This is a genomic window from Mesorhizobium sp. BR1-1-2, assembly GCF_020165435.1.
GTDB lineage: Bacteria > Pseudomonadota > Alphaproteobacteria > Rhizobiales > Rhizobiaceae > Mesorhizobium.
This window is the reverse complement of record NZ_JAIUID010000023.1, coordinates 1-17,881: the sequence shown is the minus strand read 5'-3', so window position 1 is coordinate 17,881 and position 17,881 is coordinate 1. Positions and strand designations below refer to the sequence as shown.

Here is a 17,881-nt window from a genome sequence, read left to right as displayed (position 1 = left end):
GCCCCCTGCTCTTGAAGTCCGGTGTTCCGATACTCGCCGCAAATATGTGCCGACGCCCGCCCCTGTCGGGTTGAATCATATTCTCCTGGTCGCGAAAAGGCCCGCGCCGCAAATGTCAGATAAAAATGATGTCGGCCGGCCCTCCTGTGTTTCAAGCTGTTCATGAAGCGTGAAAGGCAACTTGCGGTAGCCTGCCGCAACGGTCTAGTGTCGCGTCACTTCCAAACCGATCAGGGGGAACCAATGCTGCAATGGCTGGATAGCGTAGCGGGCCCCGGCTATGTAGCGGCACTGCTGTGGACCTTCGCGGCGCTGGTCCTGCTGGTCATCGTCCTCATCATCGTCAAACTCGTCCGCAACCTGACCTTCGGCACCTTTGTCGCGGGCGGCCGGAACCGCAAGACGCGGCTTGCGGTCATGGACGCCACCGCCGTCGACAGCCATCGCCGCCTGGTGCTGGTGCGCCGCGACGACATCGAGCATCTGCTTTTGATCGGCGGCCCGACCGATGTCGTCGTCGAGCGTGACATCCGCCTTTCTGCGCCACGCCGTCCCGCGCTGACCGGAGATGGCGGCTCGCAGCAGCCTGTCGCGGTGGCAAAGCCGCGTCCGCCTCAGCCCACCCCGGCGCCGGCGAGACAGGCACCTGCTCCGCAGCCGGTGAACGCAACGCCGCCCGCCCGTCAGCGCGCTCCGGAGCCGCCGAAGCCGGCTGCTGCGCAGGGCTATCAGCCGACCAATGTCATGCCGCTGCCTTCCTACGGCTCCGCAAACGCCAATGCCGTCCGGCATGCCCCGCCTCCGGCTTCACCACCACCGGGGCAGGAAAGCATCGACGAAACGCTGATGAAGGAACTCGAGGTTTCGCTCGACCAGCCCCGCTCGAGCAGCCCGGCGAATAAGCCGGTGGCAAAAACACCGCCGTCGCTCGACGATGAGATGACCAGGCTTCTGGGCGAACTCTCCAGCCAGAAAAGATGAGCTTGCGCCCGGCCCGAAAAACCGATCGGGGTTTGAGCGCATCACCCGGGTCTGAAAAAGAAATGGCCGGAAAACCGGCCATTTCGACAGCGATATCGCTGAAATCTTCTTGAATGCAGACCGCAGACTAGTCGTCGCGATAGACCTTCTCACGGCGCTCGTGCCGCTCCTGCGCTTCGATCGACAAGGTTGCGATCGGGCGAGCATCCAGCCGCTTCAGCGCGATCGGTTCGCCGGTCTCCTCGCAATAGCCGTAAGTGCCTTCCTCGATCCGCTGTAAGGCCGAATCGATCTTTGCGATGAGTTTCCGCTGGCGGTCACGCGCCCGGAGTTCGATGGCGCGGTCGGTTTCCGAAGAGGCGCGGTCGGCTAGATCGGGATGATTGGCGTTTTCCTGCTGCAGGATTTCGAGAGTTTCGCGCGCTTCGCGCAATATGTCATTCTTCCAGGTGACGAGCTTTGAGCGGAAGTAGGATTTCTGCCGCTCGTTCATGAACGGCTCGTCTTCGGAGGGTACGTAATCGGCGGTAACGGCATCGTTCATTCGACTCACCCAAACAGCCCCAAATTTGGCGCCTATATATTCGCGGTCAAACGCCTGCACAAGCGCAATCGATTACCGATTCACGCAATTGTTAATCTGCCTCGATGAGCGCGATTGGGGTGATTCGGGCTGGTCTTAGGCACTGAATCCTTGGAACTGGCGGCCGCCGGCTGATGATTCGTCATGTCCGAAAAACGACTGCCATTGTGCGCCGCGCCGTTCTTGTGGCTAATCACGGCACGGTTCGGGCTGTTGGCACGGTGGAGGTTGGGTGAGCAGGCTTTATCTGTTGAGGCACGCCAGGGCCGGATGGGCGCTGCCCGGCATGCGTGATTTCGATCGCCCGCTCGATGCGTCCGGCCGCGCTGATGCCGAGGCGATGGGCATCGCCATGCGGTCGCGCGCCTATGTACCCGATCTGACGCTTTGCTCCACAGCCCGGCGCGCGAAGGAGACGCTGGAAGGCGTGGCCGGTCGGGCCGACACCGGCCGGGTTCTGTTCGTCGACGCGCTCTATGGCGAGGACGCGGCCGCGTACCTCAGCCTCATCCGGGACAATGGTGGGGTGGGTTCGATGCTGCTCGTCGGCCACAATCCGATGATGGAGGATCTCGCCATGGCGGTGTCCGGCGATGGCGAGGAAAGCGCCCGCGCCATGCTCAATTATGGTTTCCCGACCTCGGGCCTGGCGGTCGTGCGCTTCAGCGGCGACCTTGCCGCGGCCGCCCAGGGTGCCGGCTATCTCGAGGCATTCCTGACGCCGGCCGACCTCTGACGCCATTCCAAACCAGCACGGCAACGCCTATATCGGACCTGTCGCAGCCTCGAGAAACAATTTTGGCATCATCGCTGACCACTTTCACCGACGAGGCGAGAATTGCCCTCGACACGCTTTCGGGCCGCGCCAGCGGGCTTTTTTCGCCGTCGCTGCGGCTGGGCGTCACGGGGCTTTCCAGGGCGGGCAAGACGGTTTTCATCTCGGCCCTGGTCCACAACCTTATTCACGGCGGGCGCCTGCCGCTGTTCGAGGCGCAGAAATCCGGGCGCATCGCGCGCGCTTTCCTCGAAGAGCAGCCCGACGACGCGGTGCCGCGATTTCAGTACGAGGACCATATCGCCGCCTTGGTGAACGACCGGGTCTGGCCCGATTCGACACGCGCCATCTCCGAATTGCGGCTGACCATCGAATATGAATCGGCCTCCGGCTGGAACAGGATGTTTTCCTCCGGAAAACTGTCGGTCGACATCGTCGACTATCCCGGCGAATGGCTGCTCGACCTGCCACTGCTCGCCAAATCCTTCGCCGATTTTTCGCGCGAAGCCTTTGAAATGGCTGCGTTGCCGGTACGCGAGGACCTGTCCCGGGCCTGGCGGGCGCTATCGGCCGAGATCGACCCGAACGCCGATGCCGAAGAGATGACGGCGCGCCGCCTGGCCGAGGATTTCGCAGCCTATCTCAAAGCCTGCAAGCTCGACGAGCGGGCGCTTTCGACCTTGCCGCCGGGCCGTTTCCTGATGCCTGGCGATCTCGAAGGCTCGCCCGCATTGACCTTCGCGCCTCTGGCCGGCCTGGGCGACAAGCGCCCGCGCAGCGGCTCGCTGCACGCCATGATGGAAAGGCGCTACGAGGCCTACAAGACCCACGTCGTCAAACCGTTCTTCCGCGAACACATCACCCGGCTCGACCGCCAGATCGTGCTGATCGACGCCATGCAGGCGCTGAACGCCGGCCCCGGAGCCATGGCCGACCTGGAGCGCGCGGTGACCGAGATCCTGGCCTGTTTCCGTCCTGGACGCGGGAGCTTCCTCACCGATCTTTTCTCGCGGCGCATCGATCGTATCCTGATCGCCGCCACCAAGGCCGATCACCTGCATCACGACAGCCATGACCGCTTGCAGGCGATCGTGCGGCGGCTGGCAGACCGCGCCGTGGCGCGGGCGAATTTCACCGGCGCCGGCGTCGACGTCGTCGCCATGGCGGCGGTGCGCGCAACACGGGAAGGCACCGTCAAACAGGGCCGCGAGACATTGCCGGTCATCATCGGCACACCGCTCGCGGGCGAGACGATCAATGGCGACACCTTTGACGGGAAAGCTGAAACAGCCATATTTCCCGGTGATTTACCGGAGAAAATTGATGCCGTCTTCGAAGCCCCCGAGGGAGCTCACAGGCAGGACAATACCGACCCGGCAATCCGCTTCGTGCGTTTTCGCCCGCCAAAACTCGAGCGCACGGCCGAGGGCGTCACGCTGTCGCTGCCGCATATCCGGCTCGACCGTGCCTTGCAGTTCCTGATTGGAGACCATCTGGCATGACCGCGCCCCGCAAGCCGGCGGCATTCCGCATCGAACCGGAGGCCACATCGCAGCAGGACGCGGCGCAGACACGCCGTGCCCAGGCCGGGGCGCCGGAGGCGCGCCGTGTCCAGACCGACACACAGCGCAAGCCCCGCGCGGTGAAGAGCGATGTCGCGCTGGTCATCCCGTCGGAGATCGACGTGTTCGACGAGCCGGACATCGTTGCCGCCGAACCGCCGCCGGCGGTCGCTCGCAGGGAACGTTCATTGCTTGGCTCCATCTTCTTCGGCGCGTTCGGGGTGCTGGTTTCGCTGGCCGTCGGCCTGTGGACCGATCGGCTCATTCGCGATCTGTTCGCGCGCGCCGAGTGGCTGGGTTGGCTGGCCGCCGGGATGGCGGCCATCGCCCTGCTGGCGCTGGTGGTGATCCTGATTCGCGAGTTCCTGGCGATCGCCCGGCTTGCCGAGGTCGAAAAGCTGCAGAAGCGTGCGCTCGATGCGATTGCGCGCGACGATCCCAAGGCGGCGCGATTGGTGGTCGACGAACTGTCGGCGTTCGTCGCAGCCAAACCCGAAACGGCTGCCGGCAGGCGCGCGCTGGCCGATCTGCGCGACGAGATCATTGATGGCGCCAATCTGGTGCGTCTCGCTGAAGCGGAGATCCTGGGTCCTCTCGACGCCAGGGCCAAGATCATGATCCTGGAAGCCGCCAAACGCGTGTCGCTGGTGACGGCCGTCAGTCCCCGTGCCCTCGTGGACGTGGCCTATGTCGTGTTCGAGGCCGGGCGCCTCATCCGGCGCCTTTCGGAACTCTACGGCGGGCGGCCGGGAACGCTGGGTTTCTTTCGCCTGGCGCGCAGCGTGCTGGCGCATCTGGCGGTCACCGGTTCGATCGCCGTCGGCGACAGTTTCGTCCAGCAGATCGTCGGCCACGGCCTGGCCGCGCGCCTCTCGGCCAAGCTCGGCGAAGGCGTCGTCAACGGCATGATGACGGCGCGCATCGGCATCGCCGCGATGGAGACGGCGCGCCCCCTGCCCTTCAGTACGGCAAAACGGCCGGGACTGGGCGATTTCCTCTCCGCGCTGACATCGTTCGCAAGCAGGAAGGAAAGGGAGAACACCCCGCCTGGCAAGTGAACGACGACCCTGGCAGTGACGAAGCATTAACCAATCTTGTTCATGGTCGCACTGGTTCCAAAACAGCCTCTTTGTTGCCGGGTGTCGTCGATGAAAAGCGTAATTCTGTCCAGCCTGTTGCCCCTGGCGGTCGCGATCACCACTGTCGCCGGCATTGCCGCACAGGCGTCCGCGGCGGAGCCGGACAAGCAGTTCTTCCGGTCCGCCGAAGGCAAATGGGTGGGCCCGGGCGAGATCGTCGCCGGCAAATACAAGGGCACGAAGTTCAATTGCAGCTTCACCGGCTCGACGCCCGACGGCAAGATGGGCATGACGCTCGACGGCGGCTGCCGGGTCGGCATGTTCACCCAGCCGATGTCGGCCAAGATCGAGCGCAAGGGTCGCGATTATAAGGGCTCCTTCATGGGCGGCGCGGCCGGTGCCGGCCTCGATATCATCGGCGGCAATGTGGTCGACGCCCGCAAGGTGGTGTTCACCATCAACCGCAACCAGCTGCGCGGCGTCATGCAGGCCCGCATCCCCGACGACAATTCGATGACGGTGACAGTTGCCGTCCGCGTCGCGGACCAGCTGGTGCCGGTGATCGGCATGAGCCTGAAGCGGGTCGACGCGATCGAAGTCGGCTCCATCGCGCCGAACTGAGCGGGTATCAACCGCCTGTAACCAACCACGAAAAAGAGGCGGCGGCCCATCGCCGCAGCCTCCTTTGAAGACGTCGAGGACGATCAGCCCTTGATCGCCGCCGTCACCTCGTCATAGGCCTTGCAGGCGTCGGCCAGGGTCGTGGTGCCCTGATATTTGGTCGTCACCTCTTGCACCTTGGCCGTCAGATCGGCCGCCTTGGACGGATCCTTGGTAACCGCCTCCTGCAGCGCGGCGGCCATGTCCTGCGCCTTCTTGGTCGCGACCTCGGCAGTGCACTCAGGCGCCTTGGAGCAAGCCGAACCGGCAAGCACCGCCAGGCCGACGGCAACAAGCAAAAACTTCTTCATGTCAGTCATCTCCTCAAAAAGGGCGCGACTTGATCGTCACACCCTCCACTGGCCGAAGCCGAGCGTGCTTAACCTCCGATTGCAGCCGGATGCAACGCGGTCTCGCGCTCAACTTGCGTAACGTGCCTGCAACATTACCCGCCGGCGGGATTCGGGCTGTTACATGCTCACCGAAGCCCCTATCCTTGGGACACTGGCGCCCGATCGAGGCGTCTTGACCCGACCGCACAGGCTGCGGTCCTCAAACGAGCGGAATGGCGGGAAATGGCGGCAGAGGCAGCGGGCAGCGAGCTTGTTCAGGTGGTGGCGCTGCTCGCCGCTGGTGTTGTCGCCGTTCCCATCTTCAAGCGTATGGGCCTGGGCTCGATTCTCGGCTATCTGGCCGCGGGCGTGGTGATCGGCCCGTTCGGCATCGGTGTGTTTTCCGAATCGGGAGCCATCCTCCACGTCGCCGAGCTCGGCGTCGTCATGTTCCTGTTCATTATCGGGCTGGAGATGCAGCCGTCGCGGCTCTGGGGCTTGCGACGCGAGATCTTCGGCCTGGGCGCGCTTCAGGTCGGGGTCTGCGCGGTCTTGCTGACCGGTGTGGGAATAGCCGGGGGCTTTTCCATCGCGCAATCCTTCGTCGCCGGAGCCGGCTTCGTGCTGACCTCGACGGCGATCGTCATGCAGCTTCTGGAAGAGCGCGGCGAAATCGCCTCGCCCAAGGGCCAGCGCATCGTCTCCATCCTGCTGCTGGAGGATCTGGCCATCGTGCCGCTGCTGGCCCTGATCGCGTTCCTGGCGCCAGGGGGCACCGACACCGGCCTGTCGGAGCGGCTGGCCGAGGTCGGCATCGGCCTTGCCGCGATCATCGGCCTGGTGCTGGCCGGACGCTTTCTGCTCAACCCTTTCTTCCGCATCCTGGCGGATGCCCGCGCCCGCGAGGTGATGACGGCGGCCGCCCTTCTGGTCGTTCTCGGATCCGCGCTTGCCATGCAGCTCAGCGGCCTGTCGATGGCGATGGGCGCGTTCCTGGCCGGCGTGCTGCTGTCCGAATCGACCTTCCGCCACCAGCTCGAAGCCGACATCGAACCGTTTCGCGGCATCCTGCTCGGCCTGTTCTTTCTCGCCGTGGGCATGTCGCTCGATCTGCATGTGGTGGTTCAGAACTGGCGGCTGATCGCCGTCTATGTCGTTGCCTACATGGTCATGAAGGCGCTCGGCATCTACATCGTCGCCCGCATCCTGAAGTCGGGCCATCGCGAGGCGCTGGAACGCGCCGTCTTCATGGCGCAAGGCGGCGAATTCGCCTTCGTCCTCTATTCGGCTGCCGCTTCCGTCGGCATCATCGACGGCCAGGCCAACGCGACGCTGACGGCCATCGTCATCATCTCCATGGTGCTGACGCCGCTGGCGATCGTCGCGTTGCGGTATCTGACGCCGCGCGACGAGCTGTCGCTGGATGGCGTCGACGTCGCCGAAGGGCTGACCGGCAGCGTGCTGATCATCGGATTCGGCCGCTTCGGCCAGATCGCCAGCCAGCCATTGCTGCTGCGCGGCATCGACGTGTCGATCATCGACAACGATGTCGAGATGATCCAGGCGGCGGCCGATTTCGGCTTCAAGGTCTATTACGGCGACGGCACGCGGCTGGACATCCTGCACGCCGCCGGTGCCGGGCGTGCACGCGCCGTGCTCATCTGCGTCGACAAACCCGATGCAGCCGTGCGCATTGCCGAGCTCGTCAAAGCCGAGTTTCCCTTGCTCACCGTGCTGGCGCGCGCCTTTGACCGAGGCACCGCGCTACAGCTCATCCGTACCGGCGTCGACTACCAGCTGCGTGAAACATTCGAATCGGCGCTGGTTTTTGGCGGTTCGACGCTGGAGGCCCTTGGCGTCGACCCGGAAGACGTCGCCGAGGTGGTAGAGGACGTCCGCCGCCGCGACACCGCCCGCTTCGAGACGCAACTCGCCGAAGGCATCCGCTCCGGACAGCGCTTCCTGAAGGGCAATATCGGCACGCCGATCCCGACGCCGCTCTCCACGCCGCGCCGTCCCGGCCAGGCGCTCAACGAGGAAACGGCCGGCGTTCTGCACAAGTCCGAGCCGGCGGATCGATAGGAGAAAAGCATGGATTTGGACAGCAGAGCCCTGTCGGTAACCAGATTCTGGCGTGATGCCGGAGCGGACGCATGGTTCGAAAAAAGCGATGTTTTCGACGGCGATTTCCGCAATCGCTTTCTTGAGCTGCACTACGCGGCTGCACGGCGCGAATGCGACGACTGGTCGGAGCATGCCGAAGGCTCGCTGGCGTTGATGATCCTGCTCGATCAGTTTCCGCGCAACTGCTTTCGCGGCACCGGCCACATGTACGCCACCGACCCGCTGGCGAAGCATTTCGCCCGAAAAGCGGTAGCGGCCGGCCAGGACCTGGCGCTCGAACCGGAGCTGCGGGTGTTCCTGTATCTGCCGTTCGAACATTCGGAATTGCTCGCCGACCAGGAACGGTCGGTCGAACTCACCGCGGCCAATGCGCCGGACTACCTCAAATACGCCGAGGAACACCTCGACATCATCCGGCGCTTCGGCCGTTTTCCGCACCGCAACAAGATGCTCGGCCGCGAAACCACGCCGGAGGAAAAAGCCTTTCTGGACGATGGCGGGTTCTCAGGCTGACCCTGCTCTAGCCAGCCACCAGTCGCGGCCCGACGGCAGGCGTTCGATGCCGGCCGCATCGACGGCGGCCAGCCGCTCCGAGACGCTTCGCCCGCTTACGGCAAGATCGGGCGCGATCTCGGCCAGCGGCGCCAGCACGAAGGCACGTTCAAGCATGCGCGGATGCGGCACTTCCAGGCCGGTTTCGTGGATGATGCGGTCGCCGAAAACCAGGATGTCGATATCGATCAGGCGCGGCCCCCAGCGCTCCTCGCGCACGCGTTTGAGCTTGCGCTCGGCATCGAGGCACAGGTCGAGCAATGCTCGCGGCGAGAGCCGGGTCGAGAGTTCCGCGGCGGCATTCAGGAAGTCGGGCTGGTCGAGCTTGCCCCAGGGCGGCGTGCGGTAGAGCGAGGACACCGAGGCCACGCGAGTGGCGGGATCGGCGTCGAGCAGGCGCAGCGCCGCCGCCATCGAACTTGCCGGATCGCCGAGATTGCCGCCAAGGCTGAGATAGACGGTGTTACTGCGGCCAGACAACGGTCACCTCGACGTAATCGAGCACGCCGGGCACCGGCGCATTCGGCTTGCGGACCGTGATTTCGGCTTTCCTGATCTGCGGGAAGCGTTCTGTCAGGGCTTTTGCGACTTCCAGGGCCAGCGCCTCGATCAGGAAGCGCCTGTGTCCGGTGATGATCTCCTCGATCACCGTGAAGGCAACGCCGTAATTGACGGTTTCCCCGATGGCATCATCGACCAGCGCGCGCCCGGGCTCCACGGTGAGCGAGGCGTCGACATAGAAGCGCTGGCCGAGCGCCTCCTCCTCGTCCAGCACGCCGTGCCGGGCAAAGAAGGCGCAGTTCTTCAGGCGGATGACATACATGGTTCAGCGTTCCGAAGCAGCGGTTTCGCGCGCCAGCATAGCATCCGCCACGGCCAGCGCGTCCACGTTGATTGCGACATCGTGGACGCGAAACAGGTCGGCGCCCTTCAATCTCAGTATGACGCTCGTTGCCGCAGTCCCGGCCCCTCTTTCGGCGGCATCGCGGCCCGTGACGGTGCCGATGAAGCGTTTTCGCGAGGTTCCGGCCATCAGCGGAAATCCGAGGGCGTTGAGCTCGGAAAACCGCGCCATCAGGTCGAGGTTATCCTCGGCGGTCTCCTTGGCGAAGCCGAAGCCGGCATCGAGAACGATATGATCGTCGGCGATGCCGTACCGGCGGGCGATTTCCAGTGATTTTTCGAGGAACGCGAACTGGTCCGCGATGACGTCGGGCAGTTTCCGGCGATCCCGCCCGGTATGCATGATGATGAGCCCCGCGCCGGTTTCGGCTGCGACACGCGCAATGTCCGGCTCGCGCTGCAAGCCCCAGACGTCGTTGACGATATGCGCCCCGGCCGCGACGGCCAGCCGCGCGGTCTCGGCGCGATAGGTGTCGACCGAAATCAGCACTTCGCCGGAACCCGCCAGCGCCTCGATCACCGGCAGGATGCGCGCCTGCTCCTCGCCTGCCGTGATCGCGGATGCGCCCGGCCTGGTCGATTCACCGCCGACATCGACGACCAGAGCGCCTTCGCCCAGCATGCGGTGCGCCTGGACCAGCGCGGTTTCGGCGGCATCGAACAGACCGCCGTCGGAAAAACTGTCGGGCGTGACATTGAGAATGCCGACCACCACGGCCTTGTCGCCAAGGTCGAGATGACGTCCGTGCGCCAACTGCCATCGCCTCGCCGTCATTGCTCATCAACCATGGGGCTCATCAACCGTGTGGCTCATCAACCATGTGTGATCCGCACCATATCAATTCCGTTGCGCCGGCAATGGCCGTAAAGCAAGGTAGGTCGAGAGGCAACCTGATGACACGAACCCTGCTTTGCGCATTGCTGCTTGCCGCCACCGCCGTTCCGGCGGGTGCGGCCAATCTCGTCAAGACATATAGCTACTTCGCCGTTGGCGGCAGGACGCTGGAAGACATCGAGGCACAGCTTTCCAAACGCGGTCCGCAGGTGAAGAGCACGGGCTCGCGGCATCCCGGCGCCACGCAGATGGCCTTCACCACGCGCATCAGCTATGCCGGGCAGTCCGGCTCCTGCCGGATCGCCGACGCCGCCGTGACCGTCAAGGTCAAGGTCATCCTTCCCGAATGGCGCCGTCCGCGCAAGGCCGACGCGGATGTGCGGCTGTTCTGGGACACGCTGTCGGCCGATATCAAGCGCCATGAGGAACGCCATGTCGAGATCGCCAAGAATCACGCCCGCGAACTGGAAGACGCGCTGAAAGCCGCATACCCGCAGAAGGACTGCGATGCGGCGAAGGCCAAGGCCGCCCAGATCACCGCCGCCATTCTGGCCAGACACGACCGTGCCCAGGTGCAGTTCGATCGTGTCGAAAGCATCAATTTCGAAAGCCGCATCCTGCGGCTCCTGCGTTATCGCGTCGAGCGCATCGGGAACGGCCGGTTGCCGCCGACCTGAATGTCCTGATGCATGTCGCCTAAGGCGGCGATGCGAGCCAACCGGGCCGAAGCGTAGTGCCAGCTTCGAAAAATTTTCGGGCAACGGTCGAAATCGGCCTATACGGGACGACATATCAAGGGTTGGCAAGGGCACGACCTTTCAATCACGAGCATCACGACCGATCGCGCCGCGCATGCAACCCGGCAAGCCCAGCCGATGCACCGGACGGCGCGCAAGCATATGGACGAAGGACTATGGACCAGGCTGTCGACAAGCAGGCCGTGGCGGCCGCGAGCGCGCCGCTGACGGAAAGCGAAAAGAACGCCATTATCGGCGGCGTTCTCCTGTCGATGCTGCTGGCAGCACTTGACCAGACCATTGTGGCGCCGGCCATGCCGACCATCGCGCGAGCGCTCGGCCACGCCGAGTACCTGCCCTGGATCGTGACCGGATATCTCCTGACCGCAACCGCCATGGCGCCGCTCTACGGCAAGATCTCCGACGTCTACGGCCGCCGGCCGACCGTGTACGGCGCGATCCTCATCTTCCTCGCCGGCTCGCTGGTCAGCGCCATGGCGCCCAACATGTTCGTGCTGGTGATCGGCCGCGCGATCCAGGGCGCCGGCGGCGGCGGGCTTTTCGCCCTGGCGCAGACCGTCATCGGCGACCTCGTGCCGCCACGCGAACGGGCACGCTACGCGGCCTGGATCTCGGGCACCTGGGCGGTCGCCAGCATCGCCGGGCCGTTGCTCGGCGGCACGTTCGCCGAACATCTCCATTGGTCGCTGATCTTCTGGATCAACATTCCGCTCGGCATCGTGGCCATGGCCATCATCAACAAGCCACTGCGCAAGCTTCCGGTCGCGGCAAGACAGCACCGCATAGACGGGCTCGGCGCGCTGCTTCTCGTCGCCGCCACGGCCCTGCTGCTTCTGGCGCTGAACTGGGGTGGCAGCGAATATCCCTGGCTCTCGACGGCGATCCTCGGGCTGGTCGCCGGTTCCTTGATCTTGTGGGGCGCCTTTGCGCTGCGCCTGCTGCGCGCAACCGAGCCGCTGATTTCGCTCGAGGTACTGAGCAACCCGATCGTCCTTGCCGGCACGCTCTCCATGTTCCTTCTGCAGGCGGCCAATATCGGCCTGTCTGTCTACCTGCCGGTCTATCTCCAGTCCGTCATCGGCCTGTCGGCGAGCGAATCCGGAACCGCCCTCCTGGGGCTGATGCTCGGCACGGTGGCGGGCGCGACATTCAGCGGGCGCACCATTCCGCGTTTCGTCCATTACAAGCGGATCGCCATGGTCGGATTGGGCTTCGCCGTTCTATGCCTCGGCGTTCTCAGCCTGGTGGCGGGGCACGCCTCGCTGCTGGTTGTCGAGATCCTGACGACGTGCGTCGGGCTGGGCAGCGGAACCACCTTTCCAGTGGCCACGGTGTCTGTTCAGAACGCCGTCGACCCCAGGCACCTCGGCGTCGCCACCGGCGTGCTGACGTTCCTGCGCTCGCTGGGCAGCGCGCTCGGCGTTGCGATCCTCGGTGCGGTCGCACTGGGCAATGGGCTGCCGCTGGCGGGCGAAGGCGCGCAGGCGACCGGCGCCGGTGCTGAAGCTGCCGCCTTCGGGCTGATCTTCCTCGCCGCCGTGGTGATGTTGATCATGGCGCTGCTGACGCTAAGCCTGATGCCGGAAAAACCGCTGCGCGGCCATCCCGAGGCCCCCGTGCTGGCGGACTGAAGCAATACGCGTCAGGAGGCCTCCACCACGCCGAGCTTCTTCTGCAGGCTGGAGGAGGAGGTCGTGTACTGGAAAACGATGCGTTCGCCCGGGCTGACGATACGCTTGGCGGCCTGCGCCATCAGCGCGACCTCGTGAAAGCCCGACAGGATCAGCTTCAGCTTGCCTGGATACCAATTGATGTCGCCGACCGCGAAGATGCCCGGGACCGACGTCTGGAACTTCTCGGTGTCGACCGGAATCAGGTTCTCGTGAAGGTTGATCCCCCACTCCGCGATCGGTCCGAGCTTCATGGTCAGGCCGAAGAAGGGCAGCATCCGCGAGCAAGGAACTTCGATGTCGCCCTCCGGCCCCTTGATCAGGGCGGACGACAATTGGCCGTCGGCGCCGGTCAAGCCGGTCACTTGCCCGACCTGGAAATCCAGCTGCTTCATCTCCTGCATGGCGTACATCTTGTTGACGCTGTCGGGCGCGGCGCGGAACTCCGGGCGCCGGTGGACCAGCGTCACGCTTTTTGCCACAGGCTGTAAATTGAGCGTCCAGTCCAGCGCCGAATCGCCGCCGCCAACGATAACGAGGTCGTGGCCGCGAAAATCTTCCATCCGGCGCACCGAATAGAAGACGCTCTTGCCCTCATAGGGCTCGATGCCCGGGATGGGCGGGCGTTTTGGCTGGAAGGAGCCGCCGCCGGCGGCGATCACCACCACCTTGGCCTCGAACACCTCATTCTCGTCGGTGGTGACGCGAAAGCCGCCGTCCTCCAGTCTCTCCAGGCTGGAGACCATGCGATTGTAGGTGAAATCGGGCTTGAACGGCGCGATCTGCTCGAGCAGCTTGTCGACCAGGCCTTGCGCCGAGATCGAAGGCCAGCCGGGAATGTCATAGATCGGCTTTTCCGGATAGAGTTCCGCGCATTGGCCGCCGGGCCGGTCGAGAATGTCGATCAGGTGGCACTTCATGTCGAACAGGCCGAGCTCGAACACGGCGAACAGGCCGACCGGCCCTGCCCCGACAATGAGTACGTCTGTCCTGGTGATGCCGGTCATGATGCGCGCCTCGCTGCTGGATTGGCGTGAGACTGCATGACCACCGGCTTGCTGCCAAGCGGTAGCGGCAAAAATCAGGCTCCGAACTCGGGCTACAAGGCTTGACGACCGCAAGTCCGGCAGCCCCGCCAGCTTTTCACGGCAGGCAGCTTCTCACGATAGGAATTTTTTCTTGACTGGGTGAAGGCAGCTATGGTAGATATTCGGTTATGGTGTTGAGTTGCGCCAGGGCCCGCCGCACAGGCGGGTTTTCCATTCAAGGCGCCATCAACAGCCGGCGAAGGCCCCTAAGGAGCCCCCTACCGGATTCATTGCCTCGGGCAAAATCGGCTTTTAGCCTTGGCGCTCGGGCACCCGAACCACCAGTCCGTCGAGCGCGTCGCGCACCTTGATCTGGCACGACAGCCGCGAATTCGGCTGGACGTCGTAGGCGAAGTCCAGCATGTCCTCTTCCATCGCTTCCGGCTCGCCGACTTCCGCCGTCCAGGCCTCGTCGACATAGACATGGCAGGTTGCACAGGCGCAGGCGCCGCCGCACTCCGCTTCGATACCCGGCACGGCATTGCGGATGGCGTTTTCCATGACCGTCGAGCCGTTCTCGGCATCCACGTCGAAATGTGTGCCGTCATGGGCAATGAAGGTCAGTTTGGTCATTTGTCACCTGAGGGAGTTTCCGCCGAGATAATCACTCGGGCACACAAGTCAACTGCGGCGAGAAAGCGCCGCACGGTGACGTTTTTCCGCAAACCGGTCTAGCGGTTGATGGCGGCGATGAAATCGCGCACTTCGTCGATCAGCTTGCCCAGTCGCGTAAGCGTCTGGCTGTCTTCCGGCTGCCGTTCTATCTCGGTGGCGCAATCGGCAATGGCGAAGGCTCCGACGCCGCGCGCCGAGCCCTTCAGGCCGTGCGCCAGGAGCAGCCGGTCCTTGATGTCTGCATCGACTATCCTGTCGCGCACCGACAGCGCCTGTTGTACAAAGAGCGCCAGCACCTCCTGTTCGAGGCTGCGGTCGCCCATCGTCTGCCGCGCAAGGTGTGCCAAATCGACCGGTCGGGACCGCCTCGTTCCCGATACATCGCCCCCGGGCATTGAGAAGGCAATGCCGCTTTCGCCACGCATGAACTCGTACTCCGCTTCTTCGGCCGCCTGAAAAAACTAGGCGAATCCAATGGACAACGGGTTAATGAATGGCCGGGAAAAATGTTGCGAAAGCGGCGTCGGAATCACGCTTCCGTTAACCTTATATTTAAAGTTTTACGTATCCCGCGGAATGCATGTTTTCTTTACCCCCCTGTGTCATTACGATACGAGGGGTCCATTTTCAGCCTCCTGCGCGTGGGTGCGACAACCAGAATCATAAGCCCGCGGCAGCTAGTACAGGGTAGCGAAGGCATGGCGAAGAAAACAACGACGACCAGATCTCTGGACAATGATGTGGCCAGGGAACTCGAGAAGGCACTCGATCTCGACCTCGGCGGCGACACCGGCAGCGGCGACCTCGATATCGCGGCCTCGATGGAAGATCTGGAAGCGCAGATATCCCAGGCCGCCGACGAATTGGCGCGCGAGGGACGCAATCAGACGCAGGCACCCGTCGTGAACCAAGCCCAGGCCGCGAATCCCGCGCCAAAGACCAGACCCGCCGAACTGCGCCCCGTCGAAACACGCAATGGCGGTCAGCCCGCCGGCTTCTCGCCGGCCAATGACGATCGCCAGAAGGACTATAAGACGCTTCTGCACAGCCTCAACCGGCGCGCCTCGAACACGATCTACTGGGTTATCGCCTTCGTGTCGCTGGCCTGGATCGCCGGCGCGGGCGGATTGGCGAACCTCCTCTTCGGGCCGAGCATCTGGAGGATCCGCACGCTCGACCAGTTCTTTGCCCGTCCCGAGCTGATCGGCCTTGCTGTCGCGGCCATCGTGCCGGTCATCCTGTTCTGGGCCTTCGCCGCCATGATTCGCCGCGCCCAGGACATGCGCATCGCCGCCCAGTCGATGACGGAAGTGGCCTTCCGCCTCACCGAGCCGGAAAACATGGCCCAGGATCGCGTCATGATGATCGGCCAGGCCGTCCGCCGCGAGGTGGCCGCCATGGGCGAAGGCATCGAACGCACGCTGGCCCGCGCCGTCGAACTGGAAACGCTGGTCCACAGCGAGGTCAACCAGATCGAGCGCTCCTATTCGGAAAACGAAACCCGCATCCGCTCGCTCGTCGACGGGCTCGGCAGCGAGCGCGAGGCGGTTGTCAGCCATGCGGAGCGGGTTCGCGCCTCGATCGCCGGCGCGCACGACACGCTCAAGGACGAAATCGGCGCTGCCAGCGACCTCATCCGCGACAGCATTCTCAATGCATCGACCAAACTGTCGATGACCATCACCAATTCCGGCGACACGCTTATCGACCGCATCAACGAAAGCTCGCTGTCGATCTTCGATTCGGTGGAAGGCCGGCTCGACACCATAACCGACAAGCTTTCGACTTCCGGCGAGGCTTTCGCCAGCCTGCTCGACACGCGCATCGCCAAGCTGACGGACACGACAGACGGCCTGACCCGGTCGCTGACCGACCTGCTCGACGATCGAACCAACGGCATGGTGTCGTTGCTTGGGGGCGCCGCGCGCACACTCAATTCGGAATTCGAGGCCAGCCTCAACGGCATCGAGCGCACACTCGCCGAGCGCGGCCAAGCGCTGATCAGCGAGTTCCAGACCCGTGCCGAGGCCCTCGACACCGGCACGCAGAAGCTCAACGCAGCGCTCGAAGCCCGCGCCCGGCAGATCAACGAAACGCTGGTCGAACGTGCGCGCGAAATCGCCCACACCTTCGCCGAGAGCAAGGACACGCTGACGGCGATGATCGACCAGGGCAAGACCCAGATCGGCGCCGACATGGCCGATATCGTCACCTCGACCTCATCCATGCTCGAAGCGCGCGCCAGCGATTTCGCCGGACGCATGGAAGCGGCGCGCCACGTCGTCTCGCGCTCGTTCGATGCCGATATCCAGCGGCTTGCCGATGCCCGCGTGGGCATAGAGGAAGCGGTCGAAAATCACAGCCGCAGCCTTTCCGAGAGCCGCGAGCGCATGGCGGCCGCGATGCAGGCCGACCTGGCCAAGTTCGCCGAGAGCCGTGCCGGTATCGATGCCGCGGTGACCGACCAGGTGCAGAAGCTGGCCGAGGGCCGCAGCCTGATCGCGCGCGCTCTCGAAGAAGACCTGCGCAAGGTCAACGAATCGCGCGCTGCCATCGACGCTTCGCTCGGCAGCCACCTCGAAAGGCTGGAAGAAGGTCGCAACCGGCTCTCCCAGGCTCTCAACGAAGACTCCGGAAAGTTGGTTCAAGCCCGTACAATCATTGACGAAATGGTTGCTGGACATGTTGGCAAACTGGCCGAGGGCCGCAGCATTCTCTCGCGAGCGCTCGAAGCCGACCTCGGCAAGCTCGTGGACACGCGCGCCGACATCGATGGCCTTGTCGCCGGTCAGGTCGAGAAGATCGCCGAGGGCCGCGCGGTACTCGCCAAGGCGCTGGAGAACGACATCGCCGGCATCAAGGACCTCATCGAGGCGCATTCGGCGAAACTGGCGGAAGACCGTTCGCAGCTTGGCCGTTCGCTGGAGGACGATCTATCCAGCATACGCGGGCTGATCGAAGATCATTCGGGCCGCCTGGCCGAAGATCGCAGCCTGCTGTCGCAGACCCTTGAAGCCGACCTTGCCAAGCTCGCCGAGAGCCGCTCGAGCATCGACGGTCTGGTCGCCGGTCAGGTCGAGAAACTGGCCGAAGGCCGCGATATTCTCAGGCGGGCGCTGGAATCCGACCTCAACGCGATCAAGGGTGTCATATCGAGCCAGTCCGAAAGGCTGGCCGAGGACCGTGGGCAGTTGTCGCGGGTTCTCGAGGCCGACTTGCAGAATGTGAACAGCGTCATTGCCGACCACATGAACAAGCTGGTCCAGGACCGTTCGACCTTGTCGAAAGCGCTTGAGGACGATCTCGCCAAGCTGGCCGAAAGCCGCTCGAGCATCGACGGCCTTGTCGCCGGCCAGGTCGAGAA

General features: G+C 64.2%; 17 protein-coding genes and 1 pseudogene. 10 read left to right on the top strand and 8 right to left on the bottom strand.

What is annotated here, in order from left to right; translation table 11 throughout:
* Positions 1–243: 243 nt before the first annotated feature.
* A complete protein-coding gene (locus LB551_RS28385) occupies positions 244–981 on the top strand; it encodes a flagellar biosynthetic protein FliO (protein WP_224661265.1) in 738 nt (245 codons plus the stop codon).
* Between the two features lie 127 nt (positions 982–1,108).
* On the opposite strand, the gene dksA is transcribed toward LB551_RS28385, so the two are convergent.
* Positions 1,109–1,525: an RNA polymerase-binding protein DksA gene (dksA, locus tag LB551_RS28380; RefSeq protein WP_140498888.1), complete on the bottom strand. Its 417-nt coding sequence runs from the start codon at positions 1,523–1,525 to the stop codon at positions 1,109–1,111.
* A 271-nt stretch (positions 1,526–1,796) separates the two neighbouring features.
* Here dksA and LB551_RS28375 point away from each other — a divergent pair, with 271 nt between their 5' ends.
* The 4 genes from LB551_RS28375 to LB551_RS28360 all read left to right on the top strand — a co-directional run bounded on the left by LB551_RS28375 (position 1,797) and on the right by LB551_RS28360 (position 5,601).
* Positions 1,797–2,300, top strand: coding sequence for a SixA phosphatase family protein (locus LB551_RS28375; RefSeq protein WP_224661264.1), 504 nt, complete (start codon positions 1,797–1,799; stop codon positions 2,298–2,300).
* A 62-nt stretch (positions 2,301–2,362) separates the two neighbouring features.
* A complete protein-coding gene (locus LB551_RS28370) occupies positions 2,363–3,841 on the top strand; it encodes a YcjX family protein (RefSeq protein ID WP_224661263.1) in 1,479 nt (492 codons plus the stop codon).
* Positions 3,838–4,959 (top strand): YcjF family protein, encoded by a 1,122-nt coding sequence (locus LB551_RS28365; protein WP_224661262.1) that lies wholly within the window; start codon positions 3,838–3,840, stop codon positions 4,957–4,959. Before LB551_RS28370 ends, LB551_RS28365 begins: the two co-directional genes overlap by 4 nt.
* Before the next feature lie 90 nt (positions 4,960–5,049).
* Positions 5,050–5,601 (top strand): hypothetical protein, encoded by a 552-nt coding sequence (locus LB551_RS28360; RefSeq protein ID WP_140498896.1) that lies wholly within the window; start codon positions 5,050–5,052, stop codon positions 5,599–5,601.
* A gap of 83 nt (positions 5,602–5,684) precedes the next feature.
* Here the strand turns inward: LB551_RS28360 and LB551_RS28355 are convergent, their stop codons facing one another.
* Entirely contained in the window at positions 5,685–5,951 is a 267-nt protein-coding gene (locus tag LB551_RS28355; RefSeq protein WP_140547541.1) for a hypothetical protein, read from the bottom strand.
* 264 nt (positions 5,952–6,215) lie between these two features.
* On the opposite strand from LB551_RS28355, the gene LB551_RS28350 reads away from it, so the two are divergent.
* A complete protein-coding gene (locus tag LB551_RS28350; protein WP_224661261.1) occupies positions 6,216–8,054 on the top strand; it encodes a monovalent cation:proton antiporter-2 (CPA2) family protein in 1,839 nt (612 codons plus the stop codon).
* Positions 8,055–8,063: 9 nt separating this feature from the next.
* A complete protein-coding gene (locus LB551_RS28345) occupies positions 8,064–8,609 on the top strand; it encodes a DUF924 family protein (protein ID WP_140548199.1) in 546 nt (181 codons plus the stop codon).
* Here the strand turns inward: LB551_RS28345 and folK are convergent.
* Genes folK through folP form a run of 3 tightly spaced genes read right to left on the bottom strand, consistent with a single transcriptional unit; the run spans position 8,601 to position 10,326 of the window.
* Positions 8,601–9,128 carry a 2-amino-4-hydroxy-6-hydroxymethyldihydropteridine diphosphokinase gene (gene folK, locus LB551_RS28340; RefSeq protein WP_224661260.1) on the bottom strand — a complete coding sequence of 176 codons (528 nt, stop codon included), beginning with the start codon at positions 9,126–9,128 and terminating at the stop codon, positions 8,601–8,603. The genes LB551_RS28345 and folK overlap by 9 nt on opposite strands.
* A complete protein-coding gene (gene folB / locus LB551_RS28335; protein ID WP_140498905.1) occupies positions 9,112–9,471 on the bottom strand; it encodes a dihydroneopterin aldolase in 360 nt (119 codons plus the stop codon). Before folB ends, folK begins: the two co-directional genes overlap by 17 nt.
* A gap of 3 nt (positions 9,472–9,474) precedes the next feature.
* A complete protein-coding gene (gene folP / locus LB551_RS28330) occupies positions 9,475–10,326 on the bottom strand; it encodes a dihydropteroate synthase (protein WP_224661259.1) in 852 nt (283 codons plus the stop codon).
* A 119-nt stretch (positions 10,327–10,445) separates the two neighbouring features.
* Between folP and LB551_RS28325 the strand changes: the two genes are divergently transcribed.
* A complete protein-coding gene (locus LB551_RS28325; RefSeq protein ID WP_224661258.1) occupies positions 10,446–11,063 on the top strand; it encodes a DUF922 domain-containing Zn-dependent protease in 618 nt (205 codons plus the stop codon).
* Positions 11,064–11,299: 236 nt separating this feature from the next.
* Complete coding sequence (locus LB551_RS28320) at positions 11,300–12,775, top strand: MDR family MFS transporter (RefSeq protein ID WP_224661257.1); 1,476 nt, start codon at positions 11,300–11,302, stop codon at positions 12,773–12,775.
* A gap of 11 nt (positions 12,776–12,786) precedes the next feature.
* Here the strand turns inward: LB551_RS28320 and LB551_RS28315 are convergent, their stop codons facing one another.
* The 3 genes from LB551_RS28315 to LB551_RS28305 form a co-directional block, all read right to left on the bottom strand.
* Positions 12,787–13,821, bottom strand: coding sequence for an NAD(P)/FAD-dependent oxidoreductase (locus tag LB551_RS28315; protein ID WP_224661256.1), 1,035 nt, complete (start codon positions 13,819–13,821; stop codon positions 12,787–12,789).
* A gap of 333 nt (positions 13,822–14,154) precedes the next feature.
* Positions 14,155–14,475: a 2Fe-2S iron-sulfur cluster-binding protein gene (locus LB551_RS28310; protein WP_137931040.1), complete on the bottom strand. Its 321-nt coding sequence runs from the start codon at positions 14,473–14,475 to the stop codon at positions 14,155–14,157.
* Positions 14,476–14,573: 98 nt separating this feature from the next.
* Positions 14,574–14,942 carry an Hpt domain-containing protein gene (locus tag LB551_RS28305; RefSeq protein WP_140548187.1) on the bottom strand — a complete coding sequence of 123 codons (369 nt, stop codon included), beginning with the start codon at positions 14,940–14,942 and terminating at the stop codon, positions 14,574–14,576.
* Positions 14,943–15,215: 273 nt separating this feature from the next.
* Between LB551_RS28305 and LB551_RS28300 the strand changes: the two are divergent.
* Positions 15,216–17,881 (top strand): annotated as a pseudogene (locus LB551_RS28300) (kinesin); the annotation flags it as partial.

What these genes read in the sequence shown, in the direction of transcription:
- LB551_RS28385 (WP_224661265.1), top strand. Translation starts at nt 244, where the DNA reads ATGCTGCAATGGCTGGATAGCGTAGCGGGCCCCGGCTATGTAGCGGCA.
- dksA (WP_140498888.1), bottom strand. Translation starts at nt 1,525, where the DNA reads ATGAACGATGCCGTTACCGCCGATTACGTACCCTCCGAAGACGAGCCG.
- LB551_RS28365 (WP_224661262.1), top strand. Translation starts at nt 3,838, where the DNA reads ATGACCGCGCCCCGCAAGCCGGCGGCATTCCGCATCGAACCGGAGGCC.
- LB551_RS28360 (WP_140498896.1), top strand. Translation starts at nt 5,050, where the DNA reads ATGAAAAGCGTAATTCTGTCCAGCCTGTTGCCCCTGGCGGTCGCGATC.
- LB551_RS28355 (WP_140547541.1), bottom strand. Translation starts at nt 5,951, where the DNA reads ATGAAGAAGTTTTTGCTTGTTGCCGTCGGCCTGGCGGTGCTTGCCGGT.
- LB551_RS28350 (WP_224661261.1), top strand. Translation starts at nt 6,216, where the DNA reads ATGGCGGCAGAGGCAGCGGGCAGCGAGCTTGTTCAGGTGGTGGCGCTG.
- LB551_RS28345 (WP_140548199.1), top strand. Translation starts at nt 8,064, where the DNA reads ATGGATTTGGACAGCAGAGCCCTGTCGGTAACCAGATTCTGGCGTGAT.
- folB (WP_140498905.1), bottom strand. Translation starts at nt 9,471, where the DNA reads ATGTATGTCATCCGCCTGAAGAACTGCGCCTTCTTTGCCCGGCACGGC.
- folP (WP_224661259.1), bottom strand. Translation starts at nt 10,326, where the DNA reads ATGACGGCGAGGCGATGGCAGTTGGCGCACGGACGTCATCTCGACCTT.
- LB551_RS28325 (WP_224661258.1), top strand. Translation starts at nt 10,446, where the DNA reads ATGACACGAACCCTGCTTTGCGCATTGCTGCTTGCCGCCACCGCCGTT.
- LB551_RS28320 (WP_224661257.1), top strand. Translation starts at nt 11,300, where the DNA reads ATGGACCAGGCTGTCGACAAGCAGGCCGTGGCGGCCGCGAGCGCGCCG.
- LB551_RS28315 (WP_224661256.1), bottom strand. Translation starts at nt 13,821, where the DNA reads ATGACCGGCATCACCAGGACAGACGTACTCATTGTCGGGGCAGGGCCG.
- LB551_RS28310 (WP_137931040.1), bottom strand. Translation starts at nt 14,475, where the DNA reads ATGACCAAACTGACCTTCATTGCCCATGACGGCACACATTTCGACGTG.
- LB551_RS28305 (WP_140548187.1), bottom strand. Translation starts at nt 14,942, where the DNA reads ATGCGTGGCGAAAGCGGCATTGCCTTCTCAATGCCCGGGGGCGATGTA.